This window comes from Streptomyces sp. NPDC048584 (genome assembly GCF_043199595.1).
In the GTDB taxonomy this organism is placed as follows: Bacteria; Actinomycetota; Actinomycetes; order Streptomycetales; family Streptomycetaceae; genus Streptomyces; species Streptomyces edwardsiae.
The window spans coordinates 13,430-36,684 of sequence record NZ_JBICWF010000004.1 but is presented as its reverse complement, the minus strand read 5'-3'; the positions used below and the strand labels follow the sequence as shown (position 1 = coordinate 36,684).

Annotated in this window: 26 protein-coding genes; 15 read left to right on the top strand and 11 right to left on the bottom strand. The window is 71.1% G+C overall.

Going from position 1 to position 23,255, the window contains the following annotated elements:
• Nucleotides 1-28: 28 nt before the first annotated feature.
• The 9 genes from ACGFR9_RS10550 to ACGFR9_RS10510 form a co-directional block, all read right to left on the bottom strand.
• Nucleotides 29-460 carry a hypothetical protein gene (locus ACGFR9_RS10550; RefSeq protein ID WP_393205339.1) on the bottom strand — a complete coding sequence of 144 codons (432 nt, stop codon included), beginning with the start codon at nucleotides 458-460 and terminating at the stop codon, nucleotides 29-31.
• 124 nt (nucleotides 461-584) lie between these two features.
• On the bottom strand, nucleotides 585-1,916 hold the full coding sequence (locus ACGFR9_RS10545; RefSeq protein ID WP_393205336.1) for a DNA cytosine methyltransferase: 1,332 nt from the start codon (nucleotides 1,914-1,916) through the stop codon (nucleotides 585-587).
• Between the two features lie 178 nt (nucleotides 1,917-2,094).
• Entirely contained in the window at nucleotides 2,095-2,994 is a 900-nt protein-coding gene (locus ACGFR9_RS10540) for a hypothetical protein (RefSeq protein ID WP_393205333.1), read from the bottom strand.
• A 61-nt stretch (nucleotides 2,995-3,055) separates the two neighbouring features.
• A complete protein-coding gene (locus tag ACGFR9_RS10535; RefSeq protein WP_393205330.1) occupies nucleotides 3,056-3,913 on the bottom strand; it encodes a hypothetical protein in 858 nt (285 codons plus the stop codon).
• 67 nt (nucleotides 3,914-3,980) lie between these two features.
• Nucleotides 3,981-4,442 carry a hypothetical protein gene (locus ACGFR9_RS10530; RefSeq protein ID WP_393205327.1) on the bottom strand — a complete coding sequence of 154 codons (462 nt, stop codon included), beginning with the start codon at nucleotides 4,440-4,442 and terminating at the stop codon, nucleotides 3,981-3,983.
• A 189-nt stretch (nucleotides 4,443-4,631) separates the two neighbouring features.
• Entirely contained in the window at nucleotides 4,632-5,438 is an 807-nt protein-coding gene (locus ACGFR9_RS10525; RefSeq protein WP_393205324.1) for a hypothetical protein, read from the bottom strand.
• A gap of 90 nt (nucleotides 5,439-5,528) precedes the next feature.
• Nucleotides 5,529-5,903 (bottom strand): hypothetical protein, encoded by a 375-nt coding sequence (locus ACGFR9_RS10520; protein WP_393205321.1) that lies wholly within the window; start codon nucleotides 5,901-5,903, stop codon nucleotides 5,529-5,531.
• A 182-nt stretch (nucleotides 5,904-6,085) separates the two neighbouring features.
• Nucleotides 6,086-6,301, bottom strand: coding sequence for a hypothetical protein (locus tag ACGFR9_RS10515; RefSeq protein ID WP_393205318.1), 216 nt, complete (start codon nucleotides 6,299-6,301; stop codon nucleotides 6,086-6,088).
• A 68-nt stretch (nucleotides 6,302-6,369) separates the two neighbouring features.
• Complete coding sequence (locus tag ACGFR9_RS10510) at nucleotides 6,370-7,002, bottom strand: hypothetical protein (protein ID WP_393205315.1); 633 nt, start codon at nucleotides 7,000-7,002, stop codon at nucleotides 6,370-6,372.
• A 260-nt stretch (nucleotides 7,003-7,262) separates the two neighbouring features.
• Here ACGFR9_RS10510 and ACGFR9_RS10505 point away from each other — a divergent pair, with 260 nt between their 5' ends.
• The 12 genes from ACGFR9_RS10505 to ACGFR9_RS10450 all read left to right on the top strand — a co-directional run bounded on the left by ACGFR9_RS10505 (nucleotide 7,263) and on the right by ACGFR9_RS10450 (nucleotide 16,912).
• Nucleotides 7,263-7,781, top strand: coding sequence for a hypothetical protein (locus ACGFR9_RS10505; RefSeq protein WP_393205312.1), 519 nt, complete (start codon nucleotides 7,263-7,265; stop codon nucleotides 7,779-7,781).
• A gap of 142 nt (nucleotides 7,782-7,923) precedes the next feature.
• Nucleotides 7,924-9,054, top strand: coding sequence for a hypothetical protein (locus ACGFR9_RS10500; RefSeq protein ID WP_393205309.1), 1,131 nt, complete (start codon nucleotides 7,924-7,926; stop codon nucleotides 9,052-9,054).
• 179 nt (nucleotides 9,055-9,233) lie between these two features.
• Nucleotides 9,234-9,599, top strand: coding sequence for a hypothetical protein (locus ACGFR9_RS10495; RefSeq protein WP_393205306.1), 366 nt, complete (start codon nucleotides 9,234-9,236; stop codon nucleotides 9,597-9,599).
• Between the two features lie 62 nt (nucleotides 9,600-9,661).
• Nucleotides 9,662-11,179, top strand: coding sequence for a hypothetical protein (locus tag ACGFR9_RS10490; RefSeq protein ID WP_393205303.1), 1,518 nt, complete (start codon nucleotides 9,662-9,664; stop codon nucleotides 11,177-11,179).
• Nucleotides 11,180-11,317: 138 nt separating this feature from the next.
• Nucleotides 11,318-11,740: a hypothetical protein gene (locus tag ACGFR9_RS10485; RefSeq protein ID WP_393205300.1), complete on the top strand. Its 423-nt coding sequence runs from the start codon at nucleotides 11,318-11,320 to the stop codon at nucleotides 11,738-11,740.
• Between the two features lie 86 nt (nucleotides 11,741-11,826).
• On the top strand, nucleotides 11,827-12,171 hold the full coding sequence (locus tag ACGFR9_RS10480; RefSeq protein ID WP_393205297.1) for a hypothetical protein: 345 nt from the start codon (nucleotides 11,827-11,829) through the stop codon (nucleotides 12,169-12,171).
• Between the two features lie 129 nt (nucleotides 12,172-12,300).
• Nucleotides 12,301-13,257, top strand: coding sequence for a hypothetical protein (locus ACGFR9_RS10475; protein ID WP_393205294.1), 957 nt, complete (start codon nucleotides 12,301-12,303; stop codon nucleotides 13,255-13,257).
• A gap of 81 nt (nucleotides 13,258-13,338) precedes the next feature.
• Nucleotides 13,339-13,638, top strand: coding sequence for a hypothetical protein (locus ACGFR9_RS10470; RefSeq protein WP_393205291.1), 300 nt, complete (start codon nucleotides 13,339-13,341; stop codon nucleotides 13,636-13,638).
• A gap of 71 nt (nucleotides 13,639-13,709) precedes the next feature.
• Nucleotides 13,710-14,783, top strand: coding sequence for a hypothetical protein (locus tag ACGFR9_RS10465; protein WP_393205288.1), 1,074 nt, complete (start codon nucleotides 13,710-13,712; stop codon nucleotides 14,781-14,783).
• A gap of 198 nt (nucleotides 14,784-14,981) precedes the next feature.
• A complete protein-coding gene (locus tag ACGFR9_RS10460) occupies nucleotides 14,982-15,815 on the top strand; it encodes a hypothetical protein (protein WP_393205285.1) in 834 nt (277 codons plus the stop codon).
• Nucleotides 15,816-15,907: 92 nt separating this feature from the next.
• The gene (locus tag ACGFR9_RS10455) at nucleotides 15,908-16,342 is read left to right on the top strand and encodes a hypothetical protein (protein WP_393205282.1); all 435 of its coding nucleotides are present in this window, start codon (nucleotides 15,908-15,910) and stop codon (nucleotides 16,340-16,342) included.
• 117 nt (nucleotides 16,343-16,459) lie between these two features.
• Nucleotides 16,460-16,912 (top strand): hypothetical protein, encoded by a 453-nt coding sequence (locus tag ACGFR9_RS10450; RefSeq protein WP_393205279.1) that lies wholly within the window; start codon nucleotides 16,460-16,462, stop codon nucleotides 16,910-16,912.
• A 122-nt stretch (nucleotides 16,913-17,034) separates the two neighbouring features.
• Here the strand turns inward: ACGFR9_RS10450 and ACGFR9_RS10445 are convergent, their stop codons facing one another.
• Nucleotides 17,035-17,766, bottom strand: coding sequence for a hypothetical protein (locus ACGFR9_RS10445; protein ID WP_393205276.1), 732 nt, complete (start codon nucleotides 17,764-17,766; stop codon nucleotides 17,035-17,037).
• Nucleotides 17,767-17,796: 30 nt separating this feature from the next.
• A complete protein-coding gene (locus ACGFR9_RS10440; RefSeq protein WP_393205273.1) occupies nucleotides 17,797-18,303 on the bottom strand; it encodes a hypothetical protein in 507 nt (168 codons plus the stop codon).
• A 469-nt stretch (nucleotides 18,304-18,772) separates the two neighbouring features.
• On the opposite strand from ACGFR9_RS10440, the gene ACGFR9_RS10435 reads away from it, so the two are divergent.
• The 3 genes from ACGFR9_RS10435 (at nucleotide 18,773) to ACGFR9_RS10425 (ending at nucleotide 23,216) form a co-directional block, all read left to right on the top strand.
• Nucleotides 18,773-19,264: a hypothetical protein gene (locus ACGFR9_RS10435; protein ID WP_393205270.1), complete on the top strand. Its 492-nt coding sequence runs from the start codon at nucleotides 18,773-18,775 to the stop codon at nucleotides 19,262-19,264.
• Between the two features lie 77 nt (nucleotides 19,265-19,341).
• Entirely contained in the window at nucleotides 19,342-20,172 is an 831-nt protein-coding gene (locus ACGFR9_RS10430) for an SAVMC3_10250 family protein (RefSeq protein WP_393205267.1), read from the top strand.
• 1,244 nt (nucleotides 20,173-21,416) lie between these two features.
• The gene (locus ACGFR9_RS10425) at nucleotides 21,417-23,216 is read left to right on the top strand and encodes an ATP-binding protein (RefSeq protein ID WP_393205264.1); all 1,800 of its coding nucleotides are present in this window, start codon (nucleotides 21,417-21,419) and stop codon (nucleotides 23,214-23,216) included.
• Nucleotides 23,217-23,255 lie beyond the last annotated feature (39 nt).

The window sequence follows — 23,255 nt, the reverse complement described above, 5'->3', positions numbered from 1 at the left end:
TGCGGGGCCGGGCGCGCGCTGGGGGCTGTCAGGCGGCCGCTTCGATGTCCTCCCGGACCAGCGGGACGGCGCCCTTCGCGCTCTTGAGTTTCTGCCGGGCGGTGACCAGGTCCGGGCCCTGGATGCCCTGCTCCTTGCAGGTCTTCCACCAGCCGTGTGCCGTCACCGCGGCCGTCCTCTCGCGCAGCCTCTCCCAGAGCTGGTCGTACGCCGCGGCCTCGTAGGGCTTCCAGCCGGGGGAGGGCTCGCGGCCGGCCTGGCCCCGTTCCTTCACCTCCGGCCACCCCTCGTGAGGCTCACGGGACCAAGGGAGACGCTTCTGTAGGGCGTGGAGCTCGGCGTACAGCTCGGCCGCCTCGCGCTGCGCGTCCCGCAGATCCCGGGGGAAGTCATGGGGATCGAACGGCTTCTTCTCCTCGTCGTCGGAGGTCGGCTCAGGGAAAGGGGTAGTGGCGCTCACCCTTCGGAGCCTAGTTCGAGTCGGTGACATCGCCCGGTGCGGTCGGCGACACGTACGGCGCTGCCGTCCCGGGAACGCCGGAGCGCCCGGCCTCCGCGGGTGCGGGGACCGGGCGCTCCGGGGCCTAGCTGACTAGCGCGTAGTCGTCGGGGCTGAGCATGTCGTCCATCTCGTAGAGCTGGGCGAGGTAGTCGCGCACCAGGGCTTCGGCGAGGCCGCCCAGGACGCCGCTGAGGACGATCGCGGCCATGACCGGGGAGACGACGTCGGCGGCCTGCTGGAAGGCGCTGGAGCGGCTTCCCTGCCACGGGTAGGAGCGGCGAAACCCGACGAGCAGCCCGGCTTCGGCCGCGATGAGGCGGTACCCGTCGCTCTCGCGCTTCCAGGTGCGGGACTTGCCGGTGAGGCACCAGGACGGGCCGTCGGCGGAGAACGCGTTGCCGCCCTTGGCGCGGCCAGTCTTCGGGTCGACAGGGCGGTTGCCGCGGGTGTTGACGCGCTCCCCCGGCTGCCATCCGAGGGCCTGCGCCATGGTGGTGGCGGGCAGCGGGCGGATGCAGCGGGTGACGGTGGGGGAGTAGGAACGGGAGGCGATCATGTAGACGCGCTTGCGGCGGGACGGCAGTCCGTAGTCGGCGGCCTCCTTGATCTCGTGGCTGGTGTAGAACCACTCAGCGCACTGGAACTCGATGGTCAGGTCGCTGATGATCTCCTGGGGCAGGTTGCTGGACTGCTCCATGGCCATCCAGCGGATCGGCGCACCGGCGGCTTGCAGGGCGATCGGCCAGATGGCGACCTCGAGCATGAGCGCGATGCGCGGGTCACTGACGCCCGCGGCCATCTCGCGGACCTCGTCCCAGGTGGCGCCGGAGCGGGGGGCGAAGCCGTCGCCGTGGCATCCCTTGCCGTCGGGGGCGTCCGGGTCGCACTCGCACTCGCCGTCGTCGTAGTCGCTGTGGTGCCAGTCCATGGGGATGAACCCGGCGGTCTCGCCGACGTAGGCGATGGCGTCGCCGAGGATCTGGATGTTGCCCAGCTCGAGGCCGGAGAGCTTGCCGCCCGGGGAGAAGGTGGGGCACGGCGGGCTGATGATGACGGCGGCGGTGTGGCGCAGCGCGATGTGCTCGGGGTCGAGGGCGGTGATGTCGGCGCAGATGCGGCGGTGTCCGGCGGCGCGGGCGGTGGCGCAGGCGTCCGGGGAGATGTCGACGCCGCAGGAGTCGACGGCCACGCCGAGGACGGCGGAGATGCCCTCGGACCAGCCGCCGGGGCCCGCGAACAGCTCGACGACGCGGATCGGGTCGCCGGGGAGCGGGGCGAGGAGCCACTCGGCGGGCCAGGGGGCGGCGGCCTCTTCGAGGACGGGGAGGACCTTGGCGGGGATGGGCAGACCCGCCTTGCGGGCGAGCGTGGCGACGTGGACGGCGGTCTGAACCTTGGCCGGGAGGGTCCTCATTGCGGCGTTCCTTCGTTCGGGACTGTCGGCGGCTGCTCTCCGCCAACACGCCTGATGATACAGCAATGAGACTCCCGCAACAGAGGGACAGGTAAAATGCCCGCACGAGTCTCACGGCTGCATCATTATGACGGGGTGCGCCCGGCCCCCCGTGGTCGAAGGGGACCGGGCGCAGCGCTCAGCAGTACCGGGTGGCCGGGCGCTCGCAGTGCCGCCCCTCGTGCTCGGCGATCGGGGTCAGGCACACCGCGCACTTCGGGCCCTCCGCGTCGGCGCCGGAGCCCTCGGGCCCGAGGCCGGCCTCGACGACCAGCCGCGCCCACCGGTCCTCGGCGTGCCACCGAATCGCCTTCTCCGCGCAGCACTCCGACCGCCAGCACACACACCGGTGGCAGTCCTGGCAGTTCTGCCGCCGGTCGCACGCACACCGGCAGTCGTGCGGGCGGCACCCCTCCTTGTGGTCCACCGGGTTCAGCACCGCGGCGAGCAGCGGCAGCGCCGCGTCCAGCATCGCGACCGCGCGGTTGCCCGCCTCCTCCGCGTCGAGGAGCGACCGGTTCTCCGCGTGCATCGCGTACAGGGCGCGACCGATCACGGTGGGCGAGTGCCGCGGGCATCCCTCCGTGCCCACCTGCACCTCGGCGCGGCACGTCCGGCAGGACACGCCGAGGAACGGGTGCGGGGCTACGCCCTCCAGCCGGGCCCAGTTGTCGAGGAGCGTGCCGTTCGCCTCCATGGTGGTGCTCAGCAGCGCGCGGACGCGGTCCAGCTCCCCGAGCAGGTCGCGCACCTCCGGCGTGTCCTCGGCGGCGCGGATCTCCGCCAGGCGCTCGTCGGGCAGCGGGTCCTCGCCGGGGCGGTGCTCGGGCTTGGGCGCAGCGGGCACGGAGCGCCACTCGTATCCGTCGGCGATTTCCGTCCACATGAGGCGGGTCGGCAGACCGCCGTCGACGCCGGGGAGCTCCCCCGCCCGAGCGGCGCGTTCCATGACGCGATCGGCGGTGTCGTCTCCGCTGCCGGTGAGCGTGATCTCTCGGCCGGTGGCCAGGTTCTTGGCGAGCACGGTGAACTCAGACAACGCGGGTGTCCTTCCAGTAGTGGGGTGCGCCCCGAGGCCGGCCTCGGGGCGCCGGGTCGGGTCAGCGGCAGAGCTGCGGGGCGAGGGAGATCAGGAAGTCCGCGCCGATGCCGTGGAGGTCGATGGACGCCGGGGTCGTGTCGTGGGCGCGGGCCTGGGCGTCGGTGGCCGGGGCGGCGTACCCGTACGGGCCGGAGCCGGGGCCCGTGCTGAAGGCGAGTCCGCCCTGGTCGGTCTGCTCGACGTGCCCGTGCCGGGCGAGGACGGCGGCCAGGCGGCGCTGCAGACGGCCGCGGACGCGGGGGATCTCAGGGCGCCCGTCGGCAGCCGGGGGCAGAAAGCAGGTCACGGCCTTCTCGACGGCGCGCACCGGGCCCTGTATCTGGACGTCGGCCACGGGGTTCGTGCCGTGAAGGGCGACGGAGTACCGGGCGCCGGACGGCGCGGCCCACGCGAGGGTGGACGTGTTCGGCAGGAGACCGATCCGGTTGTACGTCGCTGCGCCCTGCATGCGCATCGCGTGACCGATCTCGTTCAGCAGCTCCAGGCGCCCCATCACGCGGGGGCCGTCCTTCGCGGCGCGTCCGGCGGCCTCGTCGTCGAGGACGGGCAAGACCAGGCGCAGCACCTCACGCGCGATGACGGCCGGGCTCATGCTCTCGAGGTGGAGGTCGGGGCGGGTCGGCTCGCGGTCGGGGAGCTGCCAACCGATCTGCGTGTCCCAGGTGCGGGCGACCAGGACCAGGGCGCGGCCCCCCTGCACGAGCCGGGCGGCGGGGTACCGGACGGTCCACCACGCGGTGTGAGGCTCGACGGTCCACGGGACACCGGCGCGCTCCGGGAGGAGGGCGGCGACGCGTCCGGCGAGGATCTGGGCGGGGCAGGTGGGGCGGGCGGGGGCGATGGCGGTCGGGGTCATGGCGAGGGCCTTTCGAGGGGGCCGCGCCCCCGGGAGCAGTCCGGGGGCGCGGCCGGGTGGACGGGGGCTACGAGAGGGAGGCGAGCAGCGGAGCGATGAACGTGCGGGCGACGTTCAGGGCGGGCGTCCGCCAGTCCGAGGAGTCGAGGAGGTGCTGCCACAGGTCCTCGGTCAGGGGTGTGGCCGGGGCGCCCTCGTAGCCGGGCACGGTGCCCGGGGCGTGCGCGCCGGTGATGTCGACGTGGTGTCCGTCCGGGCGGACGACGACGATGTGCCGGAGCTGGCAGGCGCAGAGTCCTTCGGCTATGTCGTCGTCAGCGCAGAGGTCCGGGTCGTACGCGCACTCGTCGTCGATGATCAGGGCCATGGGCCACCCCGTGGAGTCCGCGATGGCACGCGCAAGGGCGTGGCACTGGCCGGACGTGAACGCCAGGAGCGCGGCGTCGTCGATGTGGCCCGGCGTGACGGTGAAGGTCTCGCCGAAGGCGCCGGGGACCGTGACGGTCGGCGCCGTGGTGGACAGGGACATTCGGTGTTCCTTCGTTCGGGACGTTCCGGCGCGGTGCTCTCCGGCCGGGTGATGTGGTCATGCGGGTGGTGCTTGTGTCGCGCCCGGGGGCGGCTCGTACGTCCGGCCCCGGGGCGCGGCGGGCTGTGTGGCCGTTGGCCAGTGGGCCGGGCGGGCGCGGCTTGTGTCGCGTCCGCCCGGCGGGGCTGGTCAGTCGAGGGAGTCGTACAGCTCCCGCGCGGCGACGGCGGCGGCGTTGCGGTGGCTGTCGTCGTCGCAGGTGGCGATGGTGGCGCCGAGGTGGGAGACCATGCGGACGGCGGTGTGCGTGACGCCCTCGTCGCTGACGTGGCACGGCAGGTGGCGGCTCGTGAGCCCGTACGTCACGGTCGCGCCGTACGCGCCGTGGGCGCGGCGCAGCGCCATGGTGGTGCCCGGGGTTGCGATCTCGACGGCGGCCGGGACGGCGGGCCGGTTCGCCGGTCGGTCGGTCATGACGGCTTCGGACGCGGCGAGGAGCGTGTGCTTCCAGTGCAGGGCGAACGCGCCTTCCAGGAGCGCGGTCGTGTCCCGGGCCGGGGGCATGCGCCGCAGGTGGCCGTGGATCGCGTGGAGGCGGGCGAACAGGTCCCCTTCCCGGGCGATCAGCACGGGGCCGCCGGGGAGCAGCGACGGGGGCAGGTCAACCTCGTTGCCGAACACGGGGGCGGTGACGTACTGGGTGAAGCGGGGCGGGAAGCCGATGGTGGGGTGGTCGGCGGCGATCTCGTCGGCGGTGTGGAGCGCGTGCGAGGCGTCCCAGTCCATCGTGTTCGTGATCACGATGCCGTCCCAGGTGCCGGGTTCCTCGGTCTGGAGCGAGTGAGCGGCGGTCTCCAGCAGGGCGGCGATCTCCAGCAGGGCGGCGCGGCCCTCAGCGTTCGGCACGGGCGCGGGGGAGGCGGCGCGGGTCCGGGCGATGGTGGCGATGGTGTTGGCGCGGTGTGCGGCGGCGAGGGCGTTGGGCGTGGCAGGCATGGGTGTCTCCGTCTCCGGGGCGTGAAGGGTGTTGTGGGGTGCCGGGGCGCGGCGGGGGGAAGGGCCGCGCCCCGGCGGTCAGGGAGCCGCTCAGGCGGCGATCAGCGCGGCGCGGACGGCCTTGTACTCGGCCTTGCGAGGCTTGTACTGCGCGGCGATCTGCGCGACCTGGGCGCGGGTGTACCGGTAGATGGTCTTGACGATGTTCCGGGCGCCGTTGAAGGAGCGGCGGATGCGGGCGCGGCGGCCCTTGACGCCCCTCTTCTTCGCGACGGTGCGCAGGGCGTCAGCGACGCTTTCAACGGTCTTGCGGTCGGCGCCGGTGGCGATGATGTGGGTGACCAGGGAGCGGGCGCCAGTGCGGACACGGCGGGTGGCCTGGGCGACGGTGCGGCGCTGGGCGGAGGCGGCGCGGTTGGCGCGGACGCGGTCACGGAGTACGCGGCGGGCGGCGACAGAAGCCATGGTGGTGATCCTTCGTTCGGGACTTGTTGGCGGTGCTCTCCGCCAACCCCTTGATAGTACAGCAATGAGACTCCGGGGCACTAAAAGATCCCGAAAAGAATCGAAGGCCTCGCAGGTGGGACACAGATCGACACGGTTCGCGGTGTGCGTCGGAGGTCTCGCGGCTGCACTGTTCTCGCGGCCTAGAAAAGGGTGTCTGCTTGCTCGGGGAACGTTGCGGCCGGCATACGGGCGTCGGGGGTGCGCACGGCCGCCGGGTCCTCCCCGAACAGAGGCGCGGTGCCGCACTCGTCGGGGACGGCGGGGACGGGGTGGTCCACAGCGTCCGGGGCGTCGCGGTCGAAGTCGGCGGGCGCCATGCGTAGCCAGTTGCGCCCGGGGAGCTTGGTGGCGGTCACGGCGGTCTCCTGTCCGGGGCCGGGCCGGGGGCACGAGCAGTGCGCCCCCGGCCGGGGACGGCGGGCGGTCAGTCCTCGTTGTGCTGTGCCCACTGGGTGTCGAGCGCGAAGAGGGCGGCGGCGAACTCCTCGGTGCCCGGGACAGCCGTGACGCGGGTCAGCAACTCCCGCCCGGCCGCCACGGAGTGCGGGGTGCCGTCGGCGTCCGTCCAGGCGTACGCGGGGCGCTCCGCTACCGTCGCGCACGGATCGGCGAAGTCGAGTTCTCCAAGGCACTGGGCGGGCACCGTGGGGCCGCACTTGCGGTTGTCCACGGTGTGGCAGTCCCAGCCGGATTCATCCTCGTCGACGACGCCGTCCCGGTTGTCGTCACCGAGGACATCAGCCTGCCCGTCGGTCCAGCCGTCCATCCAAGCGACCGTGCCCGGGGCGCTGCCGTCGGCGACGACGTCCGGATACGTGGGCTTGGAGTCGTCGCCGAGGGCGGCCACGCCCGCCATCCATCCGCCGTTGTACGCGGCGACCAGGTCGGCCGTGTCCACGGTGACGATCGCGGCGGGGTGCGCCTTGGGCGTCGCGGCGGGGGTGTCGGCGTCCAAGGTGGGGCCGAGGGCGGCGGCACCGAGGAGTGCGGTAGCCAGTCCAGCGGCCAGGAGTGCGGCGGGACGGGGGCGACGGGCGAGAAGGTGCGGCATGCGCATGGTGGTGATCCTTCGTTCGGGACTCCCGGGGTTGCTCGACCCCGGGCCGCCGGGTGGCGGGGCTCCAGAACGTACACAGCCGACACGGAAAAGTACAGCCATGAGACCGACCCGAGAGCAGGCATGCCGCTTCACCTGCACGTTTACAGATTCTTACGGGAATCCTGTTGCCCTAGAGTCGCATTGCTGTACTGTTCTCTCGGTGGTTCACACCGCGCCCCGGAGAGCAACCGGGGCAGTCCCGAATGAAGGAAGTCACCATGCCCGTGTCCCTCGACAAGACCCCCGCACCCCTCCCGGAAGACATGGACCGCGCCCCCGCCTACCGCGTCGAACTCCGCAAGTTCACCGCCTCGTTCTTCGTCGTCGCCGACACCACGGGCCAGTGGACCCCCCAGACCCCTGACAACCGCGTCGACGTCGTGTCCGTTGAGCGGGCCGCCGACAACGACGTGGAACAGGCCCTCCAGCGCCTCGACATCGAGGCGCAGTGCTTCGAGGTCCCCGGGCTGGTCTACGTCGAACTGCACGCCGTGAGCGCCGGTGACGCCGCTCTCAAGGCCCGTCGGCTCATCTCCCCCGTGCCCAGCACGTTCGAGGACGTGATGCGCGCCTGCCTCGGCATCGACGACGACGAGGACACGGCCACCCTCGCCGAGGACGAAGAGGAGCCGGAGATCGAGTCCATCGCCGGATACCTCCACGGTCAGGAGCAGGCCGCCCGCCTCTTCGGCGACGACACCCCCGGCAGTACCCCCGAGAGCTTCGACCAGCTCTGACAGGCCCGCACCGCCCGCCCCCACCCCCGGCGGGCGGTGCGCCCCGCCCTCGAGGCCGGCACACGCCGGAACGGGCGCAGGGCGCACCGCCCCACCACAGTCCCGGAGAGCAACCGGGACGTCCCGAACGAAGGAACACCCGGTGATCACTGCCACGGAGCGCGCCGACTGGATGGCGCTGCAGATCTTCATCGCTGCCAGGGAGCACAACGGCCGCGTCGTCACCCACGACCTCGTCGACGCCGTCATGAGCCGCGACGCCGACAAGGAGCAGGGCAAGGCGAACAAGGAGATGGTGCGCCGCATCATCCGCAAGCGTGCCGAGTCCGAACGCGTCCGGGTCATCTTCACCGAGGATGAGCGGTACTGGGCCATCCGCGAACAGCTCCACCACATGAGCACCGACGCGGTTCACGCGCTGCGCGACGAGATCACCGAGGGCGGCGACGACGACTCGCGCGGCTGGGACAAAGCCCTGACGAACGCCATCTCCGTCCGCCTCGCCCACCGTCAGCAGGCCCGCCGCCTACAGGGCTGCAAGCCCGTGTCCATCCGCCTGTGGCGCATGCCGCGCCCGGCCGCCGTCGAGGAGCGCCCCGCCCCCGCCGGGGAGACCGCCCCGGCCGCGCCCGACACCACGCCCCTGTACGCCGCCCTCGCCGCGTACGAGTCCACCGTGCACGCCTCCCTCGGTGGTGCGCCCCGCGACCTCGCAAACCTCGACCGCCACCTGCTCACCCTGGGCAAGATCTCCGCCCCGGAGCACCACCTCGAGATCGTCGAGACCCGCGCGGACCTCGAGGAGGCGTGGGAAGCGCTGCGCACCGCCCACACCCTCAACGCCCGCAACGCCGCCCACGACCAGGCGCGCGCCGCCGTCGAGCGGGCCCGCGCGGTGATCCTGGCCGTCGCCCCTCGCGCGCACCGGATGCACGGCACGGACATGCCCGGCACCGCCGAGGAGATCCGCGTCGCAGCCCTGGCGTACAACGCCGTCGACGCCACGCCCGAGGAGCTGTCCGCCGTCGCCACCGGCACGCCCACCGTGCGCGTGCACTGCCGTAGCGACTCCGGCCTCGGATGGACCGTCACCGCGACGATCACCGCCGGACTGGACTCGCCCATCGGGCACGCCCCCGCGCACCCGCCGATCGTCGTGAAGTTCCGCAAGCGGGACGGCCGCGAGGATGCCGCCGAGAACGCCCGCCGCGTGCTCGGCTCCCGGTTCCGTGTCGCCGTCCCCGTCGAGTACATCCGCGACCGCCGTCCCTGATCCGCCCCGGCGCCGCCCGGCCGGAGGGGTCGGGCGGCGCCCCACGGGCCCATACGCGCCCGCGCGCGTGTGGACGGTCCCAGAAGTCCCATAACCCCGCCTGTCTGCCCTGTTGCCCCCGCTCTTGGCGTCCTGGTCCGCCGTGGTCCGTTCGCCGCTCCGAGGAAGGTTCCAGCCCCATGTCTCCGCTGCCGTCCTGGCTCCAGTCCCACCTGCAGGCCGCCGAGTCGCCGAGGTACACGTTCGAGTCGTTCGCCGACGAGGTGGCCCGCCTGTTGGGTCTCCCGCCGACCATGCGCACCGGGGAGTTCGAGCGGAGCTCCGAGACGGATCACGTCTGGCTGTTGTGGAAGCCCGACCGGTACGGCGCGGTGCTGCTGATGGACCGTCCGGAGGGGGAGCTGCGTCAGGCCCTGGTCATCAAGGTGATCTGGCACAACTCGCCGGACCCGGCCGACGTCGCCGCGATGGTCCGGGCGTACGAGCGGCGCGGGCGTGTCCAGTCCCTTCGGTCCCTGCTGGCCCGGGTGCTGCGCCGCCGCTGATCTCGCCCGTCTCTCAGCTCCCCTGCCTCCCCGGCCGTCGCCGGATCTCCGAAGGAACGCCCGTGTCTGCGCCTGCTCTGTTCGACCTCCCCGTGCCCGCTTCTGCTCGCCCCGCGGCCGCGCCTGCCACGTTCCGCCGGTCCGGCATCACGGTGCTGTCGTACGGGCTGGGCGCGGACAGTACGGCGATCCTGCTGATGTTCCTCGCCGACCCGGAGCGGTACGGCCTGGCGCGGGACCTGTCGGACCTGGTGGTCGTGCACGCGGTCACCGGCGACGAGTGGCCGGACTCCCTGAGCTACGTAGACCGGCTCGTCCTGCCGTTGCTGCGCCGCGCCGGGGTACGGCTGGTGCAGATAGCCCGGGGCGGGCCGGAGGACGCCGACGGGGTGGTGATCCTGGACGACTCCCGGCAGCCGCGCCGGATCTTCTCCCAGGGGCCGTGGCGCCTGTCGGATGAGCTGCGCGCGGCGGGGACGGTGCCGCAGATGGCGAACGGGCGCCGTACGTGCTCCATCAAGTTCAAGGGCTGGTGCCTGGACGCTTGGGCCGCCCACGAGTTCGGCACGTCGAGCTTCCGGCGGGTCATCGGCTACCACGCGGGCGAGATGGGCCGGGCGGAGAAGGACACGAGCATCCAGCGGCGCCTGAACGCCGAGGCCGGCCGGAGCATCTGCGAGCCGCACTACCCGCTCATCCTGGCCAAGATGGACCGGGCCGCGGTGGAGGCGTACGTCCTGGCGCAGCTCGGCGAGCCCATCCGCAAGTCGTACTGCGCGCAGTGCCCGTTCAGTGGCGTCTGTGCCTCCAGGGACGCCCACGAGGACCGGCTGAGGGCTCACCCGCACGTCGCGGCCGACGTGTTGCGCATGGAGTACGTCTCCCAGGCCCTGAACGAGCGCGTAGCCCTGTACGGGACGACGTCGCTGCGGAAGCGGCTCACGGACGACGGGCAGAACACCGCGGTGCTCGACGCGTTCGCGCTGTCGCTGGATCAGGCCCCGCACGCGGTCTACGAGGTCCGCCGGATCTACTTCGCCGCCCGTACGGACGACTGCCGCCAGTGGCACGGCGGCAACTGCCGGACGCCGCGCTGGTGGTGCCGTCAGCCCCGTACGCAGGAGTGCGTCCAAGGGCATCCCGCGGGCCGGTTCGAGCCGTGGTGCTCCGGCTATTGGGACTCATGCCGGGGGCAGGCGAAGAAGGGCCAGGCGTGGCGGTCGGTGCGCACCGTGTTCGAGGGGAACCGGCAAGCCGCGGAGACGTACGTACGGGCGATGGCCGTCGCATACGACATGCGGCTCGAGCGGGGTGAACACTCCGGGATCGAGCGGGCCCACTACCTGACTGAGGGCGACAGCTACCCGACGGCGTCCGCGTACCTGGTGGCGGGGCCGGCCGGGGTGCACGACAAGCAGCGCCCGAGGTTCGAGGAGCGGTTCACTCAGCTCACGGGCCGGGACGGGACCATGGGCACGCCGGTGCGGGAGCTGCCGGAGCCGGGCCCGAAGCGTCGTACGGGCGGGACGGTACTCATTCGGCGGGCGAAGACCATCGGGGAGGTCACGCTCATCGCGTGATTGACGATGCAGCAATGAGACCCGCGTATGCGTCCCCCCTGTATCGGGCGGGGTACTACACACAAGAGTCTCATTGCTGTACTGTCTTCCGTGTTGGCGGAGAGCGCCGCCAACGTCCCGAAGGAAGGAACGCCGCCGATGAACGCTGTCCTGGCTATCAAGCCCCTGGCACAGCTCACCGCGCAGTACGGGCCGATGCGCACGGTGCTGAACTCCAGCGCCCCCACCGACGTCCCCCGCGAACAGGCCGACGTCTACCGCTTCAACATCCTGGGCGGGAAGGGCAAGCGAGAGTCCGTCGTGAACGGCGCGGACGGTAGGCCGGTCCTGATCATCCGGTTCGTCGAGTACATCGACCCGGTGACTCAGCGGACCCGGTACGGCGTCGACTACTGGTCGGTCCTGCGGTACTGGGCCAGCGACCACGAGACGGGCGCCATGGCGGAGCTGTCGTACGAGAAGGCCGTGCGCGACGAGGTCCGGCACACGCGGCTCCAGCTCCCCCCGGAGCGGTTCACGCGCGGCGTGGCCAGCTTCTACGACGTCACCGACGTCACCTGACCGGTCCGGTCTCTCACGGCCGGGGCGCGGCACCTGCTGTGCTCCGGCCTCCGCCCCAACTGGCCACACGCTTCCCGAGGAGCCCCATGTCCACTGCCACCGCCACTGTCGCCGTCGCCGTCACCGAGCGCCCCACCTACCCGGAATGCCGCCGTTCCTGGATGCAGGAGCCCGAGGCCCCTACCTGCTTCGCGTGGATCACCGCGCGCGCCATCTTCCGCGCCGAGCAGGCCGAGCTGCGCGCCGACAACGCACTGCGCTCGATGACCGGCAACCGCTCCGAGGTTCGCTACTGGGCCGCCCACCCGGAGGAGCGCAACGCCCGGCACAAGGCCCTCACGAGCGAGCGGGACAACGCCTGGACGGAGATACGCACGTTGCTCGCCCGGCGCGCGGAGTGCACGTGCATCGGGCCGGACATGCCGCGGTGACCGATCACGTACGGCTGCGCGGTGGCCTTCCCCGCACCGCGTAGCACCCCCACCGGCCGGGGCGCGACGTTCACCGCCGCGCCCCGGCACCCTCCCCCAACCGTCTTCCGCACACCAGGAGTCCGCGCCATGGCCCGCACCAAGACCACATACCGCACCATCCACCCCGAGACCAACGAGGAAGTCACCTTCACCAAGGGCGGCCGCCCGATCCGCTGGATCACGTGGGGCGACTTGGGCAAGGGGCTCGTGCACTTCGGCTACAGCTCGCAGGAGACGTACGCGAAGGCCGTCAAGGCGCCCCGGTCGTCCAACCCGTACGCCAAGCGGTACGAGGCCACCGCGGCGACGGTCGTCGAGGACGAGACGCCCACCGCGCAGGCGCCCACCGTCGAACCGGTCGCCGCCGAGGAGCCCAAGCCCCAGGAGCGCCCCATGCGCGCCGGCCTCACCGTCACCCCCGACTCCCCGCGCCGCGGCGAGATGAAGCTGAACGTCAAACTGGACGGCGAGATGATCGGCGTCGTCTTCGACGAGTCCCCGGCCAAGCTGGCACGCGGCGGGTTCGCCGCCTGGTCCTCGAAGTGCCGCAACCGCGGCGGCATCGTCGGCTTCTACCCCTCGAAGGAGGAGGCGGCCGAGGCAATCGCCGACCTGTACGCCGCGGACGGCCCCGGCGGCAGTAAGGCCCCGGGGTTCACCAAGAGGCGTGCCAAGTTCTTCGCGCTTCCCACCGTGCGCCGTGATTCTGTCGCCCGTCGCGCCGCGTACCTGTACGACGGCACCCGCACCGTGACCGCGTGCTGGGCGGCCGCGCTGGAGTGGGACGAGGGCGAGCACCCCGGGCCCGACCCGGAGACCGGTGAGCCGGTCTACGTCCGTACGCACTCCGCGAGGACCCGGCACCTGCCCAACCCCAACAAGCTGGGCCGCCGCACCCTGTGCGGGCAGGAGTGGCAGCTCGCCTCCTGGTACCGGCACAACGGGGAGATCCGGCATCCCGACAGCTGGATGATCCTCGGCCTCCCCGAGTGCGGAGGCTGCGCCGAGTCGCACGCCGCCCGGCAGGCCCGCGCCGCCGCGTAGCAACTCCCTCCGCCGGGGCGCCCTCAACGCGCCCCGGCCGTACGCCGCCCCGACCGTTCCACTGACCTCGAGGACTTCACCATGCATGCCACGATCCGCGCCCACCGTGCCCGCAAGGCCCGTTCTCCCCGCTGGACCGACCGCCGTCCCCGCCCCGCGAGCATCCGGTCGACGAGCAGCACCGTCGGCGCTGCCCGTGCCTGCCTCGCCCGCTCGTACCGGTACGGGGAGCGCCGCTCCGCGCCGTGGCTCAAGGCGCGCGTGGAGCGGGGGGAGTCCGCGCTGCGCTTCGGGGTGTACGGCCGTCCGGTGCCCCGCCCGCCGGTCGACCGCTCGCTGCTCCCCCGCGAGGAGCGCATGGGCCGCCCGCGGCACCCGTAGCCGCCTGCCCGGCCGGGGTGCCCGATGCGCCCCGGCCCCGCCGTTCCCCCTCGACCCCGGAGAGAAGACCCGTGTCCGTGTTCACCACCGCCGACTACACCACCGACAAGCTCACGCCGGGACAGCGCCGCGTGATGCTCGCCGCCGTCGACGCGGACGGCCAACTGCCCGACGGCGCCAATCAGCGCGTGCTCAACAGCATCCCGGAGACCTGGGCGCGCACCGACGCGGCGGCCGGGGGCCGGTTCCTCACCGTCGAGGGGCGTGCCGCGCTTGCGCCGCTGGGCCGCTTCTCCCTCCTGGCGCGGGCCAACCCTGAGACGGGCAGCTTGCCGGGCACGACCGGGCACAGTGACATGCTCGCCCTGGTCCGCGACGGTCTTGCCGTCCTCCAGGACAGCGACGGCCGCCCCGTGCCGGTCGCGGACCGCTGGGAGCGTGGAAACTCCCTGCGCATCACCGAGCGCGGCCGGAGACTGGTCGGCATGCCGCTGACAGCTCCCGAGTTCGCCGAGCGCCACCCCGTGGGCTCCCGGGCGATGTGGAAGCGGGAGGAGGGGGAGCCCGCCCGGCCCGTGGCGATCCTCGGCTGGCCGCTCGCCAACGGCACCGTCTACGTACTGCCGGTGGACACCCACCTCAGCTACGCCGCATGCAGGGACCGGCCCGTGCCGGCCGAGCAGATCCGCCCTGCGCCCCAGGTACCCACGACCACCGCGGCCGACCGCTCCGACGACCGAAGGAACACGATGACCGACAGGAAGCCCGCCCCGACCCTGGACGACGACCTTGAGGCGCTGCGCGGGCTCGCCGCCGCGGTGGTGAAGCCGATGACGCCCGGGGCGGAGACCTGGGAGCAGGTGAAGGCCCTCGAGGAGCGCGCGACCGCGGGCTACGAGTTGGCGGAGCGGTTCGCCGAGTTCGACCAGCGGGCGACGGCGGATCGGCGTGCGCCGAAGGAGTGGAGCATCGGCCGGGAGCTGTCCGAGGAGCAGGTCGCGGCGGAGCTGGAGAAGCGGCCCGAACTGCGTGCCCTGGGCGGGATGGTGGCGACCTTGGCGCACATGGGCATGGCGCCGTGGCAGATGGCCAACCTGGTCCGCAAGGTGCAGGCGCACCAGCAGGCTGGCGCCGAGGAGAGCTGAGCGCCGCGGTGTGCTGCGGGGGCCGCCCGGCCGGGTGGACCCCGCTTTTCTGCGGGTTACCCCTTCCCTGCGAGTCTCGTTGCTGTACTATATGGGGTGTTGGCGGAGAGCGCCGCCGACGAGTCCCGAACGAAGGAATCCCGCGTGTCTTCTGTCGTCCTCTTCGACCTTCCGGCGTCTGCCGAGAACAGTGCAGCCATGCGACCAGCCGCCCCGAAGAACCCCGGGCGTCGCTCGTACGACGACGTCGACCGCGTGACGTACCTGGGCACGCATCAGCCGTCGTGGCTCGCCCGGCCGGAGTTCGGAGAGGACTGCGTCCCGCTCTGCGTCGCGAACCACCGTCTCTCCGGCCGCAAGACCCTGCCGCGCGCCGTCACCCCGTGGATGCTCGACAGCGGCGGCTTCACGGAGCTGTCGAAGTACGGCCAGTGGACCGTCACCCCGTACGAGTACGCCGCGGCCGCACGCCGGTATTGCGACGAGATCGGGATGATGGACGTCTGTGCGATTCAGGACTGGATGTGCGAGGACGAGATCCTGGCGAAGACCGGCCTGACGGTGGAGCGCCACCAGTACAAGACCGTGGCGTCCTTCCTCAACCTCATGAGCTTGGACGCGGATCTGCCGTGGATGCCCGTCCTCCAGGGCTTCACGCTCGACGACTACCTGCGCTGTGTGGACCTTTACGAGCGGGCCGGAGTGGACCTCACGTATGAGCCGGTCGTCGGCATCGGCTCCGTGTGCCGTCGACAGACCACGAACGAGGCCGTACGGATCATCGAGACTCTGTGGTCCATGGGCATCCGCCTCCACGGGTTCGGCTTCAAGGTCACCGGCCTCCGCGAGACCTCCCACCTGCTCTACTCCTCCGACTCCCTCGCGTGGAGCCTGAACGCCACCAAGCGGGCCCCGATGCCCGGGTGCACGCACAAGCACTGCGGCAACTGCCCGCGGTACGCCATGGCGTGGCGGAACCGTCTCCTGAACTCCCTCCCCGATCACCGGCAGCTCCTGACGCTGACCGCCTGATCCACCAGATTTCCGGGGCGTCCGCCACGGGCGCCCCGGGCCCACCGGCGGGGAGAGCACCCCGCCACCGACCCGAACGAAGGGACACCACCATGTACCAGAAGCCCGACCTGAACACCCCGCTCGCCAACCTGCGCACGAACACCGAGGTGTGGAAGACCAGCCTCGCGCGGCACTCCTCCGAGGAGCGCAAGGGCAAGGGACTCGCGTGGGACGTCGAGCTGATGGAGGAGCGGGACGACATCGCCGCGAAGATAGTGGAGGACTTCGGCACGATCGACGCGGAGATGTCCAAGTGCCGGGTCATCGACAGCACGGCACCGTCGGCGTGGACCATCGACCGCCTCACCGACGAGCAGATCGCCGCGTGCATGGCCGACTGGCCGGAGCTGGGCATGTTCGCCGACGACACCGTTCGGCGGCTCGCTGACGTCGTCGGCATCCGCATGGTGCGGTCCATGGCGCAGGAGGCCGTACGGCGCGCCCACGGCGTCCTCGACGACCTCAAGGCCCGCGCGTCCGAGTAGGCCCCTCCGAGCCGCCCACGGCCCGCCCCAGCCCGGGAGCGGCGCCGTGGGCGGCCCGTCCGTCTGTATCTGGGGCCGGAGAGCACCGGCCCCGTCCCAAAGGAAGGAACCGCCCCCATGTCCCGTGCCACCCGCGTCAGCACGATCCGCCGTCACCTCGTGGAAGGCGGGCTCGTCGACCTCGGGCTCAGCGAGGCCGCGCAGAAGGCCGGCCACCCCGCCCGGCACGAGACCGACGGGTTCGCTGCCCGACAGCACGTCGACGCCACTGGGGCGTTGCTCGTCATCGTCGGCGCGTACGGGCCGAACTGGTTCACCACCATGCGCGAGGCCCGTCACCGGCTGGAGCAGCCGTACGTGAGGTGTCACGTCGACGGCGACGCGGTCGGGCTCGCCGACCACGAGCTGTTGGTGCGGTGGGCGACGTCCGCGGAGCTGCAGGCCCGCAAAGCGGCCCAGGGAGCACGTCAGGCCCAACTCGCGGCTCTCATACGGCAGCAGGAGACGCAGCAACGCGCTGAGGAGCAGCGGCGGGCCCTCGAGGACGCCGGGCAATCTGGTCTGTTCTGACGCCACAGGCGCCGCGGATCTGCGCGCTCCGCGGCCATCCGTTTCTCTGGCCGCCGACCGCCTCAACCTGAACGTGGGCCATATGCGGGTTGCAGGCGGCGCACGTTCATGTTGAGGCAGCCTCAGCTATCGGCCAGTTCCTTCCGCTGGCGAACCCGCTCACGCAGCGCGCCCACCATGGGAAGCGTCAAGCCCAGGAAGAGGAACAGCACGGCCAGGGCACTCAACGAGGGACTGACAACCTCCTCGACGTCCAGCGACCACGGGTCGCCGAGGACGTAGAAGATGATGTAGGAGCCCTTGGACACGGTGTACGCCATGCCGAGCGTCGCGGCCATGGAGGACAGCGCGTAGCCGGCACCGCTCCAAGGCCGGATGCCCCAGTTGCGCTGCGCGGTCCTTCCGCACATAAAGGCCAACTCGCCGCAGGTGACCATGACGTACGACAGGTAGATCAGCAGGTATGCGGCCACCGATTCGTTGTGGACATACGCAGTGGTGAACTCCATGTCCGGCTTGTTCGTCGCCAGGAAAAGCGGCACCATGATCGCCAGCTCCACCATGGCCGCGAAGGCCCGCTGGAACATCGCGGCGCGCAGGTACTCGGAACGGTAGGCCAGGTCCACCATCGTGATCTGGAGAGCGGCGCACCACAGGATTGCGCAGATGTGGGCAATCAGTTTGCCGACGTTGGCGACACCGGTGGCATCCTCTGTTGCCTGCGCGACCGCGGGGACGGCGAAGAAGACGCCGAGGGTGCAGATGCCGAACGCGGCGGCGATGGACCAGGTCGACACGCGCGGGTTGCCGACAGCTCTCCTGGTGCAGAGAGCGGTGACCAATAAGCCGGCCACAGTGCATATCCCGAAGACTATGCCGTCCACTTAGAGCCCTTCCAATGCATCGGCCGCATATTGGGCGGCCTCGTCCTTACTACGCCGTCGTTGACGCCGGCCCGGTCTTTCGTCGGCCTCCCTGCGCGGCACCGGTGCCATGCCGAGGTCGGCGCGTCGGCGCTCCAAGTCTGCAATGACATTCCGCAACTCACTCTCAGGCAACCCGTTTAGGAGAGCTAGGACACGGCGCGCAGACGGATCCTCGAAGGCCTCCAGCGCGTCAAGGTCGTCGTAGCTGTCGTAAGGAAGCAGGTGTGCCGGCGGTACGCCGCCCAGAGCTTCGCACAGGGCCATGATCGTCCCGACGGTCGGGTTGTCCTGTGACCCGTTGGCCAGTTTGGCGACAGCGGCGTGGGAGACCGATACGTGATTGCCGGGAAGCGCGTCGACAGAGGCGGACAGTGACCGTGAAGTGTGTGCCCGGCCGTTGGTGTCCCGTCGGCTGGTCATGAGGGCCTTGAGCTTGTCTGCCAGCGACGGAGGGTTGGGGCTCACCGCGCACCCGTCTTGCCGGGCATGGCCGGGAAGCCGTCCGGCCGATGACTGCACTCAACCACGTACCGTCTCGCTCTCTTCGATCTTGTCTCTGTGTACTTTAGTTGACACAGGTAGGCGTCGAAGGCATGATCACAGATTGTGCGCAGCGTGCACACATTCCGCTTCTGGGTCATGGGCCCGTGGGGCTCACCGGGCCTGCCTTCCGGGGGCCTCTGGGTGGTTGCCGGCCCGTAGACCGGCCGATTCCCGGAACAGCACACTACTGAGGAGGGGCAGGGGAGCATGAACGATCCTGGGTCATGGATGGTGCTCGTCCTCCCGCGCTCGACTCGCCCGCGCACTCGCTGCTTGCGGCCTCACCAGGGAGGAGGCGTTCCATCTCTCTGTGCCGTGGGAGCCTGATCTGTGCGCCCATGTATATCGAACTAACATTCGCCCACGAGTTAACCGACGGGACGGGTCAGCTGTGACAATCTCCGACGCCATGCCTCAACTCTGGGCTTCGAGGCTGCAGTTCGCCGCGGTCAGGTCGGGCACTGGCGTGTCACTGGGCTTGCCCAACCTGGAGGACTCGATCGAGTTCCGCCTCGGCCCCGAGCACACCGCCGTCCAGAGCATGCGCCGCGCGCGTAGTTTCGTTGCGAAGGTGTTGCCGACGCTGCTTGCTGGCGCATCCAATGTCGAAGCCGTCGAGGAGGCGACGCTCGCCGTTCTGACTGAACTCGTCGACGTCACCGCTCGGCATCGGGCAAGCGTCGACCTGAGTGGCCGGGTGTCGTACGACGGGGATCATGTCCTGATTACGGTCGGAGAGATGGGCCGGCCATTGCCAGCGCCCGAGGAGGAGCCGGGGCTGTTCCTCGTGCACCGCCTCACCGACGACATCGGGCAGTACCGCAGTGATGAGGCTGGGTATGTGACCTGGGTGTCCGTGCCGTTTCGGAGGAACCCTCGGTAGGTCTGTGCGGCCCGGATACTGTTGCCCGCTTCTGTAGTTGGCCGCTCGCCAGGCAGTCACTCTGCCATGATGTGTTCATGCGCGAGCTGGTGTACTTGTCCGAACGCAAGCTGCAACAGTTCAGGCTCGGAAAGCGGCGGCGCTGGAGTAGCCGAACTCCCATCGAGGGCGAGATTAGCTTTCTCGGCTTCGGCGGTGTCAGGTTCGGCCCCACATCACCTGATACTGGCGAGGCGGTTACGCCTGATGTGGAGAGCGTGATCGCCGCGCTGGAGGCGTCGGACCGGGCGGCGATGTGGTTTGGCGACCCAGCCGTACAGCCCGGCCAGTGGGTGTACTTCGAGGCCCCGTTATGTTATGCGCCGCTGGGCGTGGGCGACCAGCCTGGGGCCGTCGTCTTCATCGACCACGGCGAGCCGACCGCAAGCTACCCGACTGGCGGGAAAGTCCGCCTTCTGATGCATGGGTCAGAAGCGCATGTGATTGGTGCAGCAACTAGTCCGCCCGTGCATCCTGGAGACCCCGAAGACTCGTTTCCCGCCGTACGGTTCAACGACCTCAGCGACTTCACAGGGTTCAGCCGTCTATTGACCGAGTTGAACCGCAGTTGGGCCGCCGCGGACAACGGAGACGCGGATGCAGTGGCTGCGCTGGATGAACGACCGCTCTGGACAGCATGGTCGCCACCCGGGAGGTCGGAGCGCAGAAGCGTTACCGTCGCAGACGTGGTACGCGGCAAGGTCCGAGATCTGGACTCCCTCGTGGAGCCGTTTTTGACGGCCTCGTGGATGGCGGGCCATGCGCGCGTGACTGCCAAGGTGCCGTCCCAGTGGAGAGACGAGCCGAGAGTCGTCGTCGCTACGCCGCTCTATGTCGAGCGCGTGTCCCCGCCCTCCGACGGGCATTGATTAGTACCGCTGTGCAGATATGCGGTAGCAGCGCCTCAATGAAATCCAGTGGCGTACCAGACCACAGCGCCAGGCCCCTCGTCTTGCTCACGTTGTGCGCTCTCGAGAACGACGCCACCGACGCCGATCGGGCGTACGGATTAAGGGCAATCCGTCCGTGTGCTGCCCGTGCGATCTGATGCCGGATCATGGCTCATCCGAGAGGCATGCGGCGATGGCGCATTTCGGGTCCGCCGTGGGCGCGCGTTTCCGTGCAGGGCGTTGCCGGAATTCGAACGATAATTACAGGGGTGTGACACAAGTCATAGGAAGTGTCCGTATGTTGGACTCTCTGAGTTGAGATGAGGAGGCTGCGCGACGCCCCGTTCGCCTCTACCCTTGGGAGTCTGACGAGGTCTTGACGGCTGGGCCGCTGGACGCCATCGCGTAGGCGTGGAGTCGGGTGGGAAGCGTAAGTAGCCACCAAAGTAGCCACAGAGGTGGGCGTCCTACCTGTCTCCGCAGGTGATAGTGCTGCGGTGATTCTCCCCGGCGTACAGCCCGACTCGTCTGCCGCCACCCGAGGTCTCACCCGGGAAAGGGCAGCCCCTGATCCGGGACAGAGGCTCTTTCCGGACGTGCGGGTGCCCGCCGCGGCGGACGGCGAAAGGCGCCGGGCGAGGGCATGGAACGAGGAGCGGACCACGCCCAGGACACGGCTGCGCGCCCTCCCCGCCGAACACGTTCGTACGTCCTCGGGCGGACCCCCTGAGGCTCCTGCCGGCGGTTCGACCCGCCTCCCGCTCCGCGCGGGTCGCCGTCACGGAAACTTCACGATCAGCGGCATTCCCCCACTCCGACGGCCCGCTCATCACGAGGGCCGGGGAGTGAACAGCGCTGACTGTGCGTATAGTTGGCTGAAATTCGACAGCTCGTGCGGATGAGGGAGCCGGTGTACCCCAAGCAACCGAGGCGGTGTGACGCCGTGTCAGTGTCCTCCCCGCCCACGTCCCCGCCCTCCGGCCGGGCGTGCCCATGTCGTCCCGGATACCACAGCGGGACGCACGGGCGACGGGTTCACGACGAACTCGGATTGCTGACGGCCTGTGCAACAAGCGGAGCCTCCTCGCACATCCGGGTGATTAGCATGAGCCGTACGCGGCCGGAAGATCACCCTCCTGTTGGCTGACCTCTTTTCCGGCCCGCGGCTGCCTCGTGCCGCCGCCCCCTGATTCCCCTGTTCTCACCGACCGAGGGACCGCTCCATGCCAGTGCCTGCTTCGCCCAGCCAGCACCAACCGGTGGGGGCACCGCGCACTACGTTCACCGCACGGACGGCCGTGCTGGTGACGAGCGCCGCCGCCGGTGGCGCGGCGGTCGCCCTGGCACCGTCCGACGCCACCACGTGGGCCCTGGCCGTGGTGGCGGCCGGCTGGGTGTGCGTGGCCGTCACCGTCCTCGTCGACCACCGGCTCGTCCGCCGGGCCCGCGGCGCGGCCGCCGAGCGGGATGCGGAGAACAGCCGCCTCAAGGCGGAAGCGGCCCGGCTGTCGGCCGAGATCTCCCACCTGGCCGGTGTGACGCTGCCCGCCGTGGCCCAGCGGCTGCGGGAGGGCGCGAGCGCGGCCGACGTGCTGGGCAGTGTGCCGCCGCCGTCCGACCCGCAACTGCGGCGGATCACCCACACCTTCGCCGTCTCCGTCGAGGAGGACGTGCGTCGGGCGGTCGCCCTGGACGGCGAATACCGCAGGATGCGGAGCGAGGTGGAGCAGGCGGCGGCCGAGTACGAGCGCTTCGTGAGGGAGACGCTGCCCGCCGCGGTCGCCCGGCTGCGCGAGGGCCGGTCCGCCGACACCGTGCTCGCCGAAACCGACCTGCCCCAGCTGGCGGCGTTGCGCACCCCGGCCGAGTCGTTCATCCGCGAGCTCGCCCACAGCGAGCGGCGCGCCGCCGCGGCACAGGCAGCCTCCGCCAAGGCGCTCAGCCGCGTCCAGGCCAAGGCCGTGCGGATGCTCGCCGACCTGCGGGAGATGCAGGAGCGGCACGGCGAGGAGGTCTTCGGCGACCTGCTGAAGCTGGACCACGGCACCTCCCAGCTCGGCCTGATGACCGACCGGCTGGCGCTGCTCATGGGCGGCAGGTCCAGCCGCGCCTGGAACAAGCCGATCGTGATGGAGAGCATCCTGCGCGGTGCCGTCGGCCGTATCGCCGCCTACCAGCGAGTCCGCCTGCACTGCTCCACCCGCGCCGCGGTCTCCGGCTTCGCCGCCGAGGGTGTGATGCACCTGCTCGCCGAGCTGATGGACAACGCCGCGAACTTCTCCCCGCCCATCGACGAGGTGCACGTCTACGTCGAGGACCGCAGCGCCGGCATCGTCGTCACCATCGAGGACAGTGGACTGAAGATGGCCGACGCGGCGATGCGCCGCGCCGAGGAGGCCGTGAGCGGCCGCGTCACCGACCTCGCGTCGCTGCAGGGCACCCGGCTCGGCCTGGCCGTGGTGGGACGGATCGCGGCGAAGTACGGCATCAGTGTCAACTACCGTCCCTCCTCCCGCGGCGGCACCGGCGTCGTCGTCCTGCTGCCCCTGGACCTGCTCGCCCAGCAGCGCGACATGGTCCCGCACGAGCGGGCCCCCCTGCCCGACGCGACACCCGCCCCCGCCGCGCTCGCACCCGCCCCGGCCCCGCTGCCCGACGCCACCGCCCGCCCCGAGGCCGCGGCGCTGTCCCCGGCCGCCGAGCACTCGGCCGCACGGCCCGAACTGCCCCCGGTCACCGCACGGCCCGAACTGCCCGAACAGGGGCGGTACCGGCGGCCCGACGGCACCACGCCGAACGGTCTGCCGGTCCGGGCCCCCGGCCGCACCATGGCCGAGGCGGAACGCGAACGCGAACAGCGCCAGTCGGCGTCCGCCCAAGCCGGTGACACGGCGTCGACGCGGCGCCCGGCACGCGACGCGGGCTCGCGCTTCGGCGCCTTCCACCGCGCACGGCAGTCCGCGGACGGCGGCACCGCCGGACCGGCCGCCCGGCCCGGATCCGAGCCGCCCGCGGCTCCGTAGTCCCGCCTCTTCCCGTACGGCGTCGGCCCACCCCTTCCC

What these genes read in the sequence shown, in the direction of transcription:
- ACGFR9_RS10545 (WP_393205336.1), bottom strand. Translation starts at nt 1,916, where the DNA reads ATGAGGACCCTCCCGGCCAAGGTTCAGACCGCCGTCCACGTCGCCACG.
- ACGFR9_RS10535 (WP_393205330.1), bottom strand. Translation starts at nt 3,913, where the DNA reads ATGACCCCGACCGCCATCGCCCCCGCCCGCCCCACCTGCCCCGCCCAG.
- ACGFR9_RS10530 (WP_393205327.1), bottom strand. Translation starts at nt 4,442, where the DNA reads ATGTCCCTGTCCACCACGGCGCCGACCGTCACGGTCCCCGGCGCCTTC.
- ACGFR9_RS10525 (WP_393205324.1), bottom strand. Translation starts at nt 5,438, where the DNA reads ATGCCTGCCACGCCCAACGCCCTCGCCGCCGCACACCGCGCCAACACC.
- ACGFR9_RS10520 (WP_393205321.1), bottom strand. Translation starts at nt 5,903, where the DNA reads ATGGCTTCTGTCGCCGCCCGCCGCGTACTCCGTGACCGCGTCCGCGCC.
- ACGFR9_RS10510 (WP_393205315.1), bottom strand. Translation starts at nt 7,002, where the DNA reads ATGCGCATGCCGCACCTTCTCGCCCGTCGCCCCCGTCCCGCCGCACTC.
- ACGFR9_RS10505 (WP_393205312.1), top strand. Translation starts at nt 7,263, where the DNA reads ATGCCCGTGTCCCTCGACAAGACCCCCGCACCCCTCCCGGAAGACATG.
- ACGFR9_RS10495 (WP_393205306.1), top strand. Translation starts at nt 9,234, where the DNA reads ATGTCTCCGCTGCCGTCCTGGCTCCAGTCCCACCTGCAGGCCGCCGAG.
- ACGFR9_RS10485 (WP_393205300.1), top strand. Translation starts at nt 11,318, where the DNA reads ATGAACGCTGTCCTGGCTATCAAGCCCCTGGCACAGCTCACCGCGCAG.
- ACGFR9_RS10480 (WP_393205297.1), top strand. Translation starts at nt 11,827, where the DNA reads ATGTCCACTGCCACCGCCACTGTCGCCGTCGCCGTCACCGAGCGCCCC.
- ACGFR9_RS10475 (WP_393205294.1), top strand. Translation starts at nt 12,301, where the DNA reads ATGGCCCGCACCAAGACCACATACCGCACCATCCACCCCGAGACCAAC.
- ACGFR9_RS10470 (WP_393205291.1), top strand. Translation starts at nt 13,339, where the DNA reads ATGCATGCCACGATCCGCGCCCACCGTGCCCGCAAGGCCCGTTCTCCC.
- ACGFR9_RS10460 (WP_393205285.1), top strand. Translation starts at nt 14,982, where the DNA reads ATGCGACCAGCCGCCCCGAAGAACCCCGGGCGTCGCTCGTACGACGAC.
- ACGFR9_RS10455 (WP_393205282.1), top strand. Translation starts at nt 15,908, where the DNA reads ATGTACCAGAAGCCCGACCTGAACACCCCGCTCGCCAACCTGCGCACG.
- ACGFR9_RS10450 (WP_393205279.1), top strand. Translation starts at nt 16,460, where the DNA reads ATGTCCCGTGCCACCCGCGTCAGCACGATCCGCCGTCACCTCGTGGAA.
- ACGFR9_RS10430 (WP_393205267.1), top strand. Translation starts at nt 19,342, where the DNA reads ATGCGCGAGCTGGTGTACTTGTCCGAACGCAAGCTGCAACAGTTCAGG.
- ACGFR9_RS10425 (WP_393205264.1), top strand. Translation starts at nt 21,417, where the DNA reads ATGCCAGTGCCTGCTTCGCCCAGCCAGCACCAACCGGTGGGGGCACCG.